14 protein-coding genes and 1 riboswitch are annotated in these 14421 nt (G+C 59.0%); of the genes, 5 read left to right on the forward strand and 9 right to left on the reverse strand.

Annotated elements, in window-relative coordinates; all coding sequences use genetic code 11:
- Window positions 1-2: 2 nt before the first annotated feature.
- Window positions 3-1139, reverse strand: a complete 1137-nt coding sequence (locus tag ACVDG9_RS05420; protein WP_447237437.1) for a 2'-deoxycytidine 5'-triphosphate deaminase — start codon at window positions 1137-1139, stop codon at window positions 3-5.
- Between the two features lie 138 nt (window positions 1140-1277).
- A riboswitch (SAM riboswitch) is annotated at window positions 1278-1357 on the forward strand.
- 36 nt (window positions 1358-1393) lie between these two features.
- Here ACVDG9_RS05420 and ACVDG9_RS05425 point away from each other — a divergent pair.
- Window positions 1394-2602 carry an O-succinylhomoserine sulfhydrylase gene (locus ACVDG9_RS05425; protein WP_189640072.1) on the forward strand — a complete coding sequence of 403 codons (1209 nt, stop codon included), beginning with the start codon at window positions 1394-1396 and terminating at the stop codon, window positions 2600-2602.
- On the opposite strand, the gene ACVDG9_RS05430 is transcribed toward ACVDG9_RS05425, so the two are convergent.
- Entirely contained in the window at window positions 2599-3216 is a 618-nt protein-coding gene (locus tag ACVDG9_RS05430; RefSeq protein WP_031269656.1) for a CDP-alcohol phosphatidyltransferase family protein, read from the reverse strand. The two genes, ACVDG9_RS05425 and ACVDG9_RS05430, sit on opposite strands and share 4 nt — an antisense overlap.
- 210 nt (window positions 3217-3426) lie before the next feature.
- Here ACVDG9_RS05430 and apaG point away from each other — a divergent pair, with 210 nt between their 5' ends.
- Window positions 3427-3828: a Co2+/Mg2+ efflux facilitator ApaG/CorD gene (gene apaG, locus ACVDG9_RS05435; RefSeq protein ID WP_023001798.1), complete on the forward strand. Its 402-nt coding sequence runs from the start codon at window positions 3427-3429 to the stop codon at window positions 3826-3828.
- Between the two features lie 13 nt (window positions 3829-3841).
- Here apaG and ACVDG9_RS05440 read toward each other — a convergent pair whose 3' ends face one another.
- From ACVDG9_RS05440 to ACVDG9_RS05450, 3 genes are all read right to left on the reverse strand, one after another.
- The gene (locus ACVDG9_RS05440; protein WP_023001797.1) at window positions 3842-4246 is read right to left on the reverse strand and encodes a hypothetical protein; all 405 of its coding nucleotides are present in this window, start codon (window positions 4244-4246) and stop codon (window positions 3842-3844) included.
- 109 nt (window positions 4247-4355) lie between these two features.
- A complete protein-coding gene (locus ACVDG9_RS05445) occupies window positions 4356-5456 on the reverse strand; it encodes an alpha/beta hydrolase family protein (RefSeq protein WP_447237438.1) in 1101 nt (366 codons plus the stop codon).
- A gap of 18 nt (window positions 5457-5474) precedes the next feature.
- On the reverse strand, window positions 5475-5888 hold the full coding sequence (locus ACVDG9_RS05450; protein WP_023001795.1) for a tellurite resistance TerB family protein: 414 nt from the start codon (window positions 5886-5888) through the stop codon (window positions 5475-5477).
- A 322-nt stretch (window positions 5889-6210) separates the two neighbouring features.
- Here ACVDG9_RS05450 and ACVDG9_RS05455 point away from each other — a divergent pair, with 322 nt between their 5' ends.
- The gene (locus ACVDG9_RS05455) at window positions 6211-7869 is read left to right on the forward strand and encodes a lysine--tRNA ligase (RefSeq protein WP_447237439.1); all 1659 of its coding nucleotides are present in this window, start codon (window positions 6211-6213) and stop codon (window positions 7867-7869) included.
- Between the two features lie 82 nt (window positions 7870-7951).
- Here ACVDG9_RS05455 and ACVDG9_RS05460 read toward each other — a convergent pair whose 3' ends face one another.
- The 4 genes from ACVDG9_RS05460 to ACVDG9_RS05475 form a co-directional block, all read right to left on the reverse strand.
- Window positions 7952-8755 (reverse strand): pyrroline-5-carboxylate reductase family protein, encoded by an 804-nt coding sequence (locus tag ACVDG9_RS05460; RefSeq protein WP_023001793.1) that lies wholly within the window; start codon window positions 8753-8755, stop codon window positions 7952-7954.
- 226 nt (window positions 8756-8981) lie between these two features.
- Window positions 8982-10958, reverse strand: a complete 1977-nt coding sequence (locus ACVDG9_RS05465; protein WP_168686017.1) for a methyl-accepting chemotaxis protein — start codon at window positions 10956-10958, stop codon at window positions 8982-8984.
- A gap of 226 nt (window positions 10959-11184) precedes the next feature.
- Window positions 11185-12126: a thermonuclease family protein gene (locus ACVDG9_RS05470; protein ID WP_447237440.1), complete on the reverse strand. Its 942-nt coding sequence runs from the start codon at window positions 12124-12126 to the stop codon at window positions 11185-11187.
- Window positions 12127-12144: 18 nt separating this feature from the next.
- The gene (locus tag ACVDG9_RS05475) at window positions 12145-12828 is read right to left on the reverse strand and encodes a S24 family peptidase (protein WP_168691208.1); all 684 of its coding nucleotides are present in this window, start codon (window positions 12826-12828) and stop codon (window positions 12145-12147) included.
- A gap of 152 nt (window positions 12829-12980) precedes the next feature.
- Here ACVDG9_RS05475 and ACVDG9_RS05480 point away from each other — a divergent pair, with 152 nt between their 5' ends.
- Together ACVDG9_RS05480 and ACVDG9_RS05485 are read left to right on the forward strand one after the other, a co-directional pair.
- Window positions 12981-13325 (forward strand): DUF952 domain-containing protein, encoded by a 345-nt coding sequence (locus tag ACVDG9_RS05480; protein WP_447237441.1) that lies wholly within the window; start codon window positions 12981-12983, stop codon window positions 13323-13325.
- Window positions 13322-14416, forward strand: coding sequence for a quinone-dependent dihydroorotate dehydrogenase (locus tag ACVDG9_RS05485; RefSeq protein ID WP_447237442.1), 1095 nt, complete (start codon window positions 13322-13324; stop codon window positions 14414-14416). Before ACVDG9_RS05480 ends, ACVDG9_RS05485 begins: the two co-directional genes overlap by 4 nt.
- Window positions 14417-14421 lie beyond the last annotated feature (5 nt).

Raw genomic sequence — 14421 nt, forward strand, 5'->3', positions numbered from 1 at the left:
GGTCAGGTGGGTGCCTTGAAGTGCTTGGACAGCTTGAGTGCCTGGCCCTGATAGTTGGAGCCGATGCCTTCACCGTAGAGTGTCGCCGGGCGCTCCGCCATGTGTTCATAGACCAGACGCCCGATGGTCTGGCCGTGTTCCACGATGAACGGGACATCATGTGAGCGGACTTCAAGAACCGCGCGCGAGCCGACACCACCGGCACTGGCGTGGCCAAAACCTGGATCGAAGAAGCCTGCATAGTGGACGCGGAATTCGCCGACGAGCGGATCGAACGGCACCATTTCGGCCGCATAGTCCGGCGGCACATGCACAGCTTCCTGGCTGACCAGAATATAGAATGCATCCGGATCGAGGATAAGTTCCGCCCGTTGGCGGCGATAGATAGGTTCCCAGAAATCCAGAACGTCCTGCGCGCCGACGACATCCACATCGATCAGTCCGGAGTGTTGCTTGGCGCGATATCCGATCAGGCTGTTGGGTCCGGTCCCTTCCAGATCGATGGAGAGCTGCACACCGTTGCCGATGCGCTCGTTGCCACCGCTCATCAATGTGTGGGCCTTGTGCACCTCTTCCAGCTCCGCATCGGGAATGAGCGATTGACCGCGCCGGAAGCGGATCTGGCTGAGGCGGGACCCGGACCGCACGAGGATCGGAAAGGTCAGCGGCGAGATTTCGGCATAAAGCGGACCGGTGTAGCCGGCCGGAATGGTGTCGAAGGCAAGGCCGTTGTCTGTGATGACGCGGGTGAAGACATCCAGGCGGCCGGTCGAGCTTTTCGGGTTGGCGGTTGCCGAAATGTCGGGGGCCAGGGCGAGGCTTTCCTGCAGCGGCACGATATAGACGCAGCCTGTTTCAAGGACGGCACCTTCGCTCAGGTCGATCGTGTGCAGTTTCATCTGCTCAAGCCGAGCCGCGACCTGGATGTCGGGGCCTGGCAGGAAGCTGGCACGCACCCGGTAGGCTTCCTTGCCCAGACGCAGGTCGAGGCTGGCAGGCTGTATCTGACCGGTGACAGGCGGCGCGTCCGCTGAAATCTCTCCGGCGGCGAACATGGCCTGGATTACCCGTTCGGGCAGAATGCCGTTTGCTGTGAGAAGTGCGCTTCCGTTCAAGACCTGACCCGCTGTGACGTTCATGAAGATGTTCCGCATTATGCTGGTCTATGGTCATTAAAGGATCGGGCCGCCCGCGCCAACAGGCATTCTGGCAGAACGGGGCTTTTGAAGGGATCGTGCGCAAGACAATTGACCTGTGCCTGCTTTTCCCGTAGGACAGGCTCACTTCGTGGTGATTTGGGCCGGCCGGCTTGCAGCCACGTTAAACAAGTTGCTAAAAAGGCCGGAGGTGAGAACCCCGGTCTTGAGGCTGGGGTTTTTTGCGTTTGGAGCGAATGAAAGACATGACTGAGACCACCAAGACCGGAAACAAGAACTGGCGCCCTGCAACCACTCTGGTTCATGGCGGCACCATGCGGTCACCGTTTGGTGAGACCTCGGAGACCATCTACCTGACCCAGGGCTTTACCTACAGCGGTGCCGAAGCTGCCGAGGCCAGGTTCAATGGCGAGGACCCGGGTTATGTCTATTCGCGCTATGCCAACCCGACCGTCACCATGTTCGAGGACCGCATCAAGGCTCTGGAAGGGGCTGAGGCCGCACGGGCAACCGCCAGCGGCATGGCGGCCGTCAATCTGGCGCTGATGGCAGCGGTAAGGGCAGGCGATCACGTGATTGCCGCCAAGGCCCTGTTCGGCTCCTGCCGCTATATTTGCGAAACACTGTTGCCGCGCTTCGGCGTTGAAAGCACGCTGGTAGACGGAACGGACATCGAGCAGTGGAAGGCGGCTGTCCGGCCGAACACCAAGGCCCTGTTCCTGGAAAGCCCGACCAACCCGACGCTGGAAGTCATCGACATCGAGGCCGTGGCACAGATCGCCAAGGAAGCCGGTGCCCGTCTGATCGTCGACAACGTGTTTGCGACCCCGCTGTATCAGTCGCCGTTTCAGCTCGGTGCCGATGTGGTCGTCTATTCGGCCACCAAGCACATCGATGGCCAGGGCCGGTGCCTCGGCGGTGTGATCCTGTCGGACGAGGAATGGATCAACGACGAGGTCATGCCCTTCATCAAGCATACCGGTCCGCACATGAGCCCGTTCAGTGCCTGGGTCCTGTTGAAGGGCCTGGAAACGCTGCCGCTGCGCGTTGCGCGCCAGACGGAAACGGCGGGCAGGATTGCCGACTATCTGGCAAGCCAGTCCAAGGTCGCGCGGCTGATCTATCCGGGCCGGGACGACCACCCGCAGGCCGATGTCGCCAAACGCCAGATGAGCGGCGGATCCACCATGCTGGCGATGGAAATCGAGGGCGGCAAGGAAGCCGCGTTCCGTTTCACAAACGCGCTGGAAATCGTCAAGATCTCCAACAACCTGGGCGACGCCAAGAGCCTGATCACCCATCCGGCGACGACCACGCACCAGTCGATTGGCGAGGAAGCGCGCGCGGAACTCGGTATCACCGATGGTATCCTGCGGCTTTCAATCGGTCTGGAGGATCCGCAGGATCTGCTGGAAGATATCGAGAAGGCGCTCCAGGCGATCTAACGGCCTGTCTGCCGCAGCGCCTTCACGCCGATGAGCACCCGGGCGCCGGCGGACACGACGCATATCGCGGCAAAACCGTAGGCAAGCGCAGGAAACCAGGCGGGGACCAGGGCCATCAGCAGGAATAGCGCGATGGTCTCGGTGCCTTCGGCCAGCCCGCCTATGTAATAGAGCGATTTGGAGCCCTGAGCGTCGGTGGTCAGCTTGTTCTTCTCCGCCATGATGGCAAAGGCCAGAAAGGCCGAGCCGTTGGCGTAGAAGCTGGCAAGAAGTGCCACCGCCGGCAAAGCGTTGCTGGCCGGGTCCTGTATGGCAAAGGCCAGAGGGATTGCGCTGTAGAAGAAGAAATCCAGTGTGATGTCGAGGTAGCCGCCAAGATCCGTCTTGGCCGTTGCCCGGGCCAACGCGCCATCGAGACCGTCTGCAAATCGGTTGACCGCGATCAGGAACAAGCCGATCAGGGTATGACCCGTTGCGATAGCGATGGCTGCCCCCATGCCGGCAGCAAAGCCCGCCAGCGTCACGCTGTTGGCAGTAAGCCCCGTGCCGGCAAGGATCAGGCCCAGCCGGTTCAACGGCGGATCGATCAGCGGGCGCAGGTGGGCATCGAACATGAAGAGATCACTGTTTTGGGTCTGACAGATGGTGTTCTTGCAAAATCCGGCCTCAAATCTCAAGCAATTCCGGCCTCATATGTCACAACCCTCTTTCACGCTTGCGTCATTCGCCCTATAAGCCCCTCCTGAACGAGCGGGCACCACCCGTGGAAGTCGCTTCGGACCGGTCTATTTCAAGGTTCGCAGTTCTGAAATTAAGGAAAAGCCGTGTCTGGCAGTTACACCGCCATCACCCAAGGGATCGAAGTCTCCGTCGAGCCGTTTTATCTGGACGATGAATCGCGTCCGGAAGAGAGCGAGTATATCTGGGCGTATATGGTCGAGATCCACAACGGTGGCAGCGAACCGGTGCAGCTGAAGACGCGTTACTGGCAGATAACCGATGCCAGAGGGCGCCAGGAAGAAGTCAGCGGCGAGGGCGTGGTCGGCGAACAGCCGGTGATAGAGCCCGGCGAGACCTATGAGTATTCGTCGCACTGCCCGCTTTCGACCGACAGCGGCATCATGGCCGGGTCCTACTCGATGGAACGTCCGGACGGCTCCATGTTCGACGTCGTCATTCCGGCGTTTTCACTCGATCTGCCAGATGCGATCCACAGCCTGAATTGAGGCTATCAGCCGATCAGATACTCAGCAGTCCGCCGACAAAGCCGATCAGCAGCCACAAGATCCACTTGCGGCGGTTGAAGGCCGTCAGCAACGTGACCGCTAGTATTCCGAAGATCAGATAAAGGATATGGCCGGCAAAGCCGGTGCCGAGCACCCATGCGAAAAGATCCGGATCCCGGTTCTTTGCCAGATGGAAATGGTCTTCGGCAAACATCACCAGCGCGTCGGCTGCAAGTCCGCAGACGAAGCCTGCAAAGGCAATCATCATTCGCGTGCCCCAGTTCGCCTGCTTTGGAGCGGTGCGAACCTGCACGTACCGGACAGCATAAGGCATGGGGCGCTGTACGCGCAGCCTCTGGCGGCGTCGCCTCAGTGGATAGCGCACACTTGTCCGCTCTCCGATTGCCTGATTGCTCATGTCCCTGTCTCCGCACTGAAGGACCTACAGGTCCCGGCAGCCCACAAGCGTGCTGTCCCCGCACCGGTGATAAGGTGCGGCGGATTGAAGGACCGAAAACAAAAAGGGTTCAATTTGATCGATCTGGTGAAGTTGAAAGGCTGTTTGCTGTTGAGGCCTGTTCCTTGATCCAGATTGTTATGGTGTCCAGTGCGCCCGGTGCGTAGGCACGGCGCCCCAGGACCATGAACAAGGCCTTCGACCAGGAAGGCATTTGCCCTTCGAGCTGGTAGTTGAAGGCTTCCGCCCGCAACAGCGCATGGGTTGCTTCCGGGACGATCACGAAGCGGTTGGCGGGATTGTTGTCCGTCAGCATCTTTCGATAGATGCCGGAATTGAAATGAGGATCGACATTGAGGTCCTCTGCTCCGTGCAGTGTCAGAACGGGCGAGGAGATACGGGCAAGGGAGGCGGTGGAGTCGGAGGCCGCATTCCGGCGCGCGAAGGTGAAGCGATCTTCCGGCATCGGAACCCTGTCCATGCCGCTGTCGAGATAGTCCTGATAGGAAAAATCCCGGTCTAGGAACTTTTGTCCGTCTTTTGCGTCCTGCGCGAGAGCCCTGTCGATCGCCTTGCTGTCTGCACCTGCAAGCTCCAGCCTGCGCCGGGTATAATAACCAGCCTGCCGCAACCAGTTGACGGCTCCGCCGACAATCATGAAGAAATCGCCCTGTGCTGGCTCTTCCGCCAGAATGGGCAAAACCCACCCCGCCTGGGAAAAGCCGAGAAATCCGGCTGGAGACGTCTTCAATTCGGGCTGTTCTTTGGCGGCCGCAAGGGCCGTTGCCGCGAGGCGGGCTCGCTCATCCATGGAAAAGGACAGCCAGTTGCCCTGGCTTTCGCCGACGCCAGGCTTGTCCCAGGAATAGACGGCAAGACCGCTGTCCAGAAGACGGCTGATGAGAGGCATGTACCCACCGCCGGAATAGCGGTCCGCTGGCCCGTCCCCGTGAACGATCAGGACCAGAGGCGGGTTTGTGTGCCCAGGATCTTGCAGGTGGGGCAGATGCAACGTTCCGGCGACGGAATGTCCGTCGAAGGAAAAGGCAATCGGCCGGCTTTCGTATTCAGAAAGATCGAAATCCTGAAGGCCCTGGAAGATCAGGAAAACACCTGCCAGGACGGCTATTAATACCGCCCCGGCCCAGGCGAGGGCCTTCGTTGCTTTCAAATACCTGCTCCGAGAGGATCAGATGGTCCGATGACGGGCAATCGCACCGCGCTCGATTGCGGCAACGGTCAGTTTGTCGAGTTTGAAGCGGTCACGCAGAAGCTGAAGGATGCGCAATTCTTCCTTCTCGACGTGGAGATCGGCAGCCGCGACTTCAACCCCAAGCGCATATGCGGTGTCGTAAAGCTTTGCCGGCAGGACGTCGCCGACCAGCTCTAGCACCAGCTGCAAGCCGTTGTCTTCCTGCAGGATGTCGCCGCAGCGCTGGGCTGCCGGGATGATCCGGTTGCCGTCATAGCCATTGAAAACGGGCAGCATCTTGATCATGTCGCCGATGGTGGCCAGTTCGTTGTCGGTCATCTGGTTGTCCGACGCCGAGACGATAACCATCACGTAGATAAGGGCTTCCTGTACGCTGATCGGCTCGTTCATAGACACTATTCATTCTCCCGTAGCGCCAAAAGACGGAAAATTTCTTCTTGATCGTGCGCCCGATGTAACGGGTTGGAAGACAAGCTTCAAGTCACCGCTACGAGACAATCGATTGACCGGAGTTATCCGCTTTTTTCCGGCGCGATATGTCCGCAGGCGGAAAGAGTTCGCAAAGCCCGAGATTTCGGTCAACTTAGCTGTGTTCATGTGATTGCACATAGAGGCGCGTTGATCTAGTGTCGCGCCGCAGCAACCGGCCGAAAAGTCAAAAAACCGACCGGGTTGCATTCCATCCATTCTCATGAACAGAACGACTTGAAAAATGACCGATCAATCCCTGCCTCCGCTTGACCTTTCGCAAGAGTTTGTCGAGGCGGCCACGAAATCGAAAGCGTGGCCGTTCGAAGAAGCGCGAAAACTGGTCAAACGGATCGAGAAACGGGGAACGGACAAACCGGTTCTGTTCGAAACGGGCTATGGCCCGTCCGGCCTGCCGCACATCGGCACCTTCGGCGAAGTTCTGCGCACCACAATGGTGCGCACGGCGTTTCGGCTGCTGACCGAAGACAAGATCCCGACGCGGTTGCTGTGCTTCTCCGACGACATGGACGGCATGCGCAAGATCCCGGAAAACGTGCCGGACCGCGCAGCGCTTGAGCCATATCTGCAGATGCCTCTGACGGCGGTGCCGAACCCCTTCGGCGGCGACTATGAAAGCTTCGCCGAGCACAACAACGCCATGCTGCGCCGGTTCCTGGATACCTTCGGTTTCGATTATGAATTCGCCAGCGCGACCGAATACTACAAGGCCGGCAAGTTCGATGACGTGCTGATCCGGGCGACCGAGAAGTACCAGAAGATCATGGACGTGATGCTGCCGACGCTCGGCGCGGAACGTCAGGCGACCTATTCGCCCTTCCTGCCGATCTCGCCGACGTCCGGCCGCGTGCTCTATGTGCCCATGAAGGACGTCAATTCGAAGGACGGCACCATCACCTTTGCGGACGAGACGGGCGAGGACATCACGCTGCCGGTCACCGGCGGCAAGGTGAAGCTGCAGTGGAAGCCCGACTTCGGCATGCGCTGGGCTGCGCTTGACGTCGATTTCGAGATGTTCGGCAAGGATCATATGACCAATGCGCCGATCTACGACAAGATCTGCAACATCCTGGGCGGGACCGCTCCGGAACACTTCGTCTACGAACTGTTCCTGGACGAAAAGGGCGAGAAGATCTCCAAGTCCAAGGGTAACGGTCTGACCATTGACGAGTGGTTGACCTACGCTGCACCGGAGAGCCTTGCGCTCTACAATTTCCAGAAGCCGAAGACGGCCAAGAAGCTCTATTTCGACGTCATTCCGAAGGCGGTCGACGAATATTATACCTTCGTCCAGAAGTACGAACAGATGCCGGTCGAGCAGAAGCTTCAGAACCCGGTCTGGCACATCCATTCGGGCAACATTCCGAAGATCGACATGCCGGTGCCCTTCGCCATGCTGCTGAACCTTGTGTCCGCCTCCAACGCGGAAAACAAGGACGTGCTGTGGGCATTCATCTCCCGCTACGCTCCGGGCGTGACGGCGTCGACCCATCCGGAACTGGATGCGCTTGTCGGCTATGCGATCCGCTACTTCGACGATTTCGTCAAACCGACCAAGTCGTTCAAGGTGCCGGACGATGTCGAGCGCACTGCGCTGGAAAAACTGGACGAAACGCTGGCCTCCCTGCCGGCCGATGCGGATGGCAGTGCCATCCAGGATGCGGTGCTGGACGTCGCCCGGTCCATCGAGCGTTATCAGGACCCGTCCAAAAAGGGTCCCGATGGTGGGCCTGGCGTGTCCGTCGTCTGGTTCTCTGCGCTTTACCAGCTTCTGCTCGGGCAGGAAAAGGGACCGCGCTTCGGGTCTTTCGTTGCTCTTTACGGCATTGCCGAAACGCGTGAGATGATCCGCAAGGCACTGGCTGGCGAACTGACAGCCTGATTATCAGACTTCAGGAAAAAGCGGCGCACCAGCGCCGCTTTTTTTGTTTTTAGCTGTGCTCTCCGGCAGAAGAAGCGCGGTATCAGTCTTTGCCGGCAATCGTTCTGACGCGCTCCGTACTGGCGTCCAGCCCTTCACTGATCAGATCCGAAACACCCAGTTCCTTCAGCTTGACGAGACCGGCGGCAGTCGTTCCTGCGTAGTCGACCATCTCCTGAACATGTTCCGCCGGAGATCTGGTGTCACCGGCCATGATTTGCCCAGCCGACAGGATCAGCTGTTTTGCGGCGCGTTCGGCAATATGCCTGTCGACACCGTTTGACCTTGCATAGTCAACAATGCAGTCGGCGAAGAACGCGGCAAATCCCGGTACCGGACCGGTTATGGCGGTGAAGACCTCGATCTGCTGTTCGTCCTGGACTTCATCACTCGGGCCGCAGGCCGACAACAACGACTGGACGAGGTCCCTGTCTTCCTGCGAAAGCGGCGAAGCCGCACACCAGGGGGAGTAGGCCAGCTGCTTGCCCGCCGCCGGGCTCGACATGGCACGAACGACCTTTTCCGAGCCTGTGAGGGTTTTGAGCCTCTCACGTGAGACACCCGCCATGACCGAGAGCACCAGTTTTCCGGGCGCCGAAATGCTGACCGTTTCGACAAGCGCTGGCGGAACCGACAGAAGGATGACATTGCAGGCGTCAGCCAGAAGCTGATTGGATGCGGTGAAGGTGATTTCCGGCCAGCTTTCGAAGCCTGCGGCGGTTCCGGATCGATTGGATATCCAGAGCTGACGAGGTTTGACACAGCCGCTTTCCAGCCAAGCCGTCGCAATGGCGCTGCCGAGTTGCCCGGTTCCACCGATGATACCGACCTTGATTTCTCCAGTCATGAATACTCCAGATCCGGGACTTCCGAAGTCCGGAGCCTAATACCAATCAGGAAAAATAAGAAACCGGCGGATCACAATTGAGCAGAGGTTTGTCAGCAAGTCTGCCTGCATCCAGTGGTGTGAATGGCTGTAGCAGCCGTTCATTCAAACGTGCATGCGATAAAGCTGGATAAGGTGCCCTTTGGGGCACCTTATCAGGGTTGTCAGCAGGCGTTTCCCGCGAAGTTTATTTGTCTTCGTCGAAGAACTGGACGCCCGCCCTGGTGCCGTCCACCCAGATGATATGGCCAAGGCGCTCCTTGCCATCGCTACGGATGCAAACGGTTTTGCCCGCCTTTGCATCTTTTACGCCCTTCAGGCCGACACCCGTTACGGACACGTTTTCAAGCTCCACGGTCTGGATGGCGCCGTCCAGCAGAACTTCGGCCTTCTTGCCGACGTCCTGTCTTGGCGACTTGCGGGGTTCCGCGTCTTTCAGATCGGTTTCCATGGCGGCGGCAAGTTCCGTCAGGCCATTCAGGACTTCCTTGCTGGCCTTGTCCAGATCGACGAGAGCAGCGAAGGCTTCCGTGGAATTGCCTTGCTCGGCGGCAAGCAGGGCTCTGTGGCCTGCATCATGAACTGCCTTGTGCGGAGTGACCAGGTTGCGGAAGACCGGGTGTGTCTTGATCTTCTCGTTCTTGATGGCGTCGTACCACTTGCCAAGACGGCAATGATGATGGTCGGGCATGCCGGAGGATGCCCAGTCGTCGTGTCCGGTCACTGTGTCGACGACACGCTTCTTGAACAGGACATGATCAATCTTCGCCATCTCCAACAGCGACTTGTCGGAATTGGCGTCGAAGAAGTTTTTGGCCGAGCCGCTGAAACTGTCGTTGCTCTGTTTCAGAACACGCTGCATGGCGCCGAGCTGCTGATCCGTGTTCCGGTTCGATTCAGCGACATTGGCGACGTTGCGAGCGATTTCGTGGCTGGCTTCTTTCTGCTGATGAAGGATGTCCGTAATCTGGGTGACCCGTTCGGAAACATTGCCAACCATCCCGTCGATGGATTGCATGAGTTCATTGGCGGCCGCGATGGCATCCTCGCCATTCTGGATGGCGCCTTCGGAGCTCTGGATGGCTGTCTGGATTGTTTCCATGCCAGCGGTCAGTGCTTCGATCCGCTGCGCGATGTCTTCCGTCGCCTTGCCGGTCTGCGAGGCGAGGGTTTTGACTTCCGAAGCAACGACGGCAAAGCCTTTGCCGGCTTCTCCTGCACGGGCGGCTTCAATGGTGGCATTCAGTGCCAGAAGATTGGTCTGGTCTGCGATGGATTGAATGACCGACAGGAATTCGCCGATCTGCGATGCAGCTTCGCTCAGGTCTGACAGGCTCTGCGCGGTTTGCCGGGACGTTGAGGAAATATCGCCGATGGCACTCGATACGGCCGACATCTTGTCCAGGCCATCCTTGGCGGCGTTGTTTGTTTGAACGGCTTCGTTGGCCGCGCCTTCGCTGTTTTCGGAAATCTGGCCGATGGAGGCGACAAGCTGGTCCGCCGCGGCGGAAATGGACTGGCCGTTCGCATTGGCTTCCTGGGTATTGCGCGACAACAACGCCATCGACATCACGATTTCGTTCAGCTCGCTGATGGTGTTTGCGGTCGTGCGCAGGTTCTCCAGCCCGATCGTATCCCGCATTTCAGCGTCTTCAATGCGGCGCTGTTCCGTTTCGAACGCGCGTTGTGCAAGGATCATGTCCAGAAAGAACCGTGTCACCACGGCCTGCATCTCGGAAACCATGGCCTTTTGCGAGAACCGGTGCTTCTTGACGACGACGGGAAGGATTTCGTTCAACAGCCGTCCAAACGCGGACATCAGCCATTCGGCCTTCAGCCCGATCTTTACGTGAGCCTGACCGATACGCGCAGCCTGTCCGATGAACTCCAGGTCCGGGTCGTGGTTGAAGATATATTCCCAGTGTTTGGTTTGCGCATTTTTGAGAGGAACGGTGTTCTTCTCGTGGGCGCCCATTTTCTGGCGCAACTCTTCGTGCGAAACGAGTTCCTTGTAGAAGCGGTCCAGTATGTCGGGCAGGTGTTTTTGAAGGGAGTTCCATGCCGTCTGAGCGGAAGACGTGTCGCTTCCCGTTGAGGACATGAACTTGATGTACTTCGTGATATTGTCAGTTTCGACAGTGTTCTTGGGGGCAGGTGCGCTCATATTTCTTTGGTCCTCGTCACGGACTGATAATGTTTGAGCCACTTTCCCTTATGGGCGTAAACATTGAACTAATTGTACTGATTGATTTGTCTATGTATTAACCCTATTCGCCGAAGGTATGAGCTGCTTCGAGGCGCTCGCAAGGATTTTTCAGCAGCAGTGAGAGGCGGTCGGTTGACGAGGAGAAACAAAGGCTTGCTTCACGCGAAGCGGTGCCGCTCCAGCCCTACTGCACCGGCCGTTCTACTTGCGGGTAATCCTCGATTGCCATTTGACCGTCCCCCGGCTGTTCCGGTTCGGTCCTCAGGCTCCATTCGACGATTTCCGGGGCAAGTTCCTCAAGGCCTGGCAAGGCAGACGGCACTTCTGTTTCCAGTTCGCTCGTCGGCAACTCGTTCAGCCATTCCGATTGCCACTTGCCGACTTTTCTGTCTCTGGCCTTTTCGGCAAGTTCCATGAAATCGGCAGGTGCGTCCGGCGCCGGATCCGCCCAGCCATAGCGTACAAGACGCTTGCTCAGGTCCATCGATCCGCGGGTGCAGGTTGCCAGAATCTGTTGCGGTCCGGTCTCCTCGATCTTTTCGCATACCACCTTCAATTGCCGCACCAGTCCTCTCAGGAAAGTGCGCGCCCTTGCGCCGCAAGGCCAGGTGCCTCCGAGACGGGAAACACAGGTTTCGTCCGATTTCAGCGGAACGATATGGGCAAGCGTTACTGTCAACCGGTCCGACTTGATGCGTCCGCCGTCAAGAACCTGCACGCGCATCAATTCCAGTGGGCCGTCCGGAACCGGTTCAATCGGCGGATCCTTCAGTTCCAGGTAGCGTTTGGAAGGTTCGATACGTTTCAGGTCACCCTGTACCTGCGGTGCTGATACTCCCTCCGGCGAAACGTTGCGAATGTCGTTCGGCAAAGGCGCAGCGGCGACGACGACGGGTTCACTTTGTGTCTGTGCCGGTTTCTGCGTCTGAGCTTGGGGAGGGGACGATTGCGGAGCGGGCTCGGGCGTCTTTGCCGGCTCGCTTGTTTCCTCGGCGGCGCTGGTGATGCCCTCTGCCGCCAATTGCTTGTCCTGTACGGACGGCGGGTCTGCCAGGAGCAGCCAGGCGAGCAGACCACCTGCGGTGGTCAGCACGATTGCTGGCGTTATGAGAGGCCGAAGCTTCATCAAATGTGTGCTCGCAGGTTATTGGCTCGCCCAGATAATACGGGCAGTCCACTCGATTGCCGAGTGCTGAAAGCGCACTGACTGTGAATTGTCCCCGATTGTGCAAACCGCCAGGTCTTCGTCGCCTGTCTCCTGCAACGTGTAAAGCGACAACCGGCCACTGTTGAGCTTGATGGCAAGCCTGTCACCGGTGCGAAGGGGCGCGCCGGGAGCAACCACGACGATATCGCCGTTTCTGTAAAGGGGATGGAAGTCTTCGGTGCTGACCTGCAGCGCAAACGCAGCGCCGATTTGGGGAAAGCTGAGACTTTGCCACGTCGCGCCGGCTGGCCGGCCGGCACTGTCGAAGGCATTTCGGTCAGAGGCAGCATCAAACCCTGCAAGGGGCACCAAAGCTGGCGCAGCGTCGGTTGGCCCGCCCGGGGTTTCGACCCTGGCGGCAAACGTGTTCAAGGCTTCGCCGGTGGCGGCCAGCACCTTGGCAAGCGACTCTGTCGATGGCCACCGTGGGCGTCCGTCGCCCGCAACGCGTTTCGACGGGTTGAAAGCGGTCGGATCCAGTCCGGCACGCCGAGCCAGGCCGGACGGCGAAAGCCCGTTCTGCGAGGCGAGGGCATCAATGGCCGCCCAGACCTTTTCATGTGAGAGCACGGCTGCCGTTTCTCCGTATTGGCGCGACAGGAATAAATACCTTTCGCTCATATGGGTTTTCCCGACCAAAATTCAAAAGAAACAGGCTGGAGTCCCTTGTGCCGCTTGTTCGCTACGGTTCGGATGAGTAGTGTCCCGACCGGCTGAGCATGCGCCGGGCCTTTGCCTGCCATGCCATCCCCGGCAAGAGGCAAGGCAGACAGATGACCCTGATTTTCAAGATCGTCCCGAAATCCATGTGGCAGGAGGCAACCGACCAAGGCGTTTTCAAGGGCGCGCCGGTGGACCTTCAGGACGGCTTCATTCATTTTTCCGCCGAGGATCAGGTCCGGGAAACCGCTGCAAAGCATTTCGCAGGCCAGCAGCATCTGTTGCTGGCCGCCTTTGATGCTGATGGGTTTGGCGACTTGTTGAAATGGGAAACTTCCCGGGGCGGGGCCCTGTTTCCCCATCTCTATGGCTCGCTGGACCCGAAGGTCGCACTCTGGGTGAAGGAACTGCCGCTTTCACCGGACGGGTCACATGACTTTCCGGAGCTGGATCAATGATACCGCCTTTCCTTGAAAACGTCGCGCTGAGAGGCCTGCAGTGCCTGGACGCCGAAACCGCGCACCGTGCGACTGTTGTGGCTTTGAAATCCGGTCTGATGCCGCCGCGCCGGAAGGTGTCTGACCCGCGCCTTGCAGTGAAGCTCTGGGATCTGACCTTTCCCAATCCGCTCGGGATGGCTGCAGGGTTCGACAAGAACGGCGAAGTTCCCGATGCGCTGCTGAAGCTGGGGTTCGGATATACCGAGGCAGGGTCGGTTACCCCGAAGCCGCAGCCCGGCAATCCGCGGCCGAGGGTGTTCCGCTTGCCCGCAGACGAAGGCGTGATCAACCGCTATGGATTCAACAACGAAGGCCACGCAGCCTTGCGCCAGCGGCTTGAAGCCCGCCGGCGGTTGACAGGAATCGTCGGCATCAATGTTGGCGCCAACAAGGATGCAACCGACCGGATTGCCGACTACGTCGCCGGTATCACCGCATTCGCCGATATGGCGTCTTATTTTACCGTCAACATTTCTTCACCCAACACACCGGGACTGCGCGACTTGCAGGCCCGGTCCGCACTTGCCGATCTGCTGACCGCCGTGATCACGGCGCGGGACGAATGCACGCAGACGTTTGGGCGCAAGGTTCCTGTGCTCTTGAAGATCGCGCCGGACGTTGCTGATGAGGACCTGCAGGATATCGTCGAGGAAGTGCTCGCCAAGAGCGTCGACGGCCTGATCGTCTCCAACACGACGATCGGACGAGACGGCCTGAGCGGCAAGGGGCCGGTACAGGAAACCGGAGGCTTGTCGGGCAAGCCCCTGTTCCGGAAATCGACCATCATGCTGGCGCGCGCACGCAAACTGGCAGGACCGGACCTGCCGATCATCGGTGTCGGCGGTATCGACAGTGCGGAAACCGCCTGGACCAAGATCACGGCGGGTGCCGACCTGTTGCAGCTCTATTCTGCCCTTGTGTTCAAGGGTGCGGGGCTGATTGACGAGATCCTGAGCGGCCTTTCTGCAAAACTGGACCAGCACGGAATTGCGTCGCTGCGCGAAGCGCGGGATGCCAATGTCGATGCCTGGGCATCGGAAACGGCCTAGATACA

It is taken from the genome of Roseibium sp. RP-7, from assembly GCF_053005225.1.

Coding starts and splice junctions, on each gene's coding strand:
- ACVDG9_RS05420 (WP_447237437.1), bottom strand. CDS start 1,139: ATGAACGTCACAGCGGGTCAGGTCTTGAACGGAAGCGCACTTCTCACA.
- ACVDG9_RS05425 (WP_189640072.1), top strand. CDS start 1,394: ATGAAAGACATGACTGAGACCACCAAGACCGGAAACAAGAACTGGCGC.
- ACVDG9_RS05430 (WP_031269656.1), bottom strand. CDS start 3,216: ATGTTCGATGCCCACCTGCGCCCGCTGATCGATCCGCCGTTGAACCGG.
- ACVDG9_RS05440 (WP_023001797.1), bottom strand. CDS start 4,246: ATGAGCAATCAGGCAATCGGAGAGCGGACAAGTGTGCGCTATCCACTG.
- ACVDG9_RS05450 (WP_023001795.1), bottom strand. CDS start 5,888: ATGAACGAGCCGATCAGCGTACAGGAAGCCCTTATCTACGTGATGGTT.
- ACVDG9_RS05455 (WP_447237439.1), top strand. CDS start 6,211: ATGACCGATCAATCCCTGCCTCCGCTTGACCTTTCGCAAGAGTTTGTC.
- ACVDG9_RS05460 (WP_023001793.1), bottom strand. CDS start 8,755: ATGACTGGAGAAATCAAGGTCGGTATCATCGGTGGAACCGGGCAACTC.
- ACVDG9_RS05465 (WP_168686017.1), bottom strand. CDS start 10,958: ATGAGCGCACCTGCCCCCAAGAACACTGTCGAAACTGACAATATCACG.
- ACVDG9_RS05470 (WP_447237440.1), bottom strand. CDS start 12,126: ATGAAGCTTCGGCCTCTCATAACGCCAGCAATCGTGCTGACCACCGCA.
- ACVDG9_RS05475 (WP_168691208.1), bottom strand. CDS start 12,828: ATGAGCGAAAGGTATTTATTCCTGTCGCGCCAATACGGAGAAACGGCA.
- ACVDG9_RS05480 (WP_447237441.1), top strand. CDS start 12,981: ATGACCCTGATTTTCAAGATCGTCCCGAAATCCATGTGGCAGGAGGCA.
- ACVDG9_RS05485 (WP_447237442.1), top strand. CDS start 13,322: ATGATACCGCCTTTCCTTGAAAACGTCGCGCTGAGAGGCCTGCAGTGC.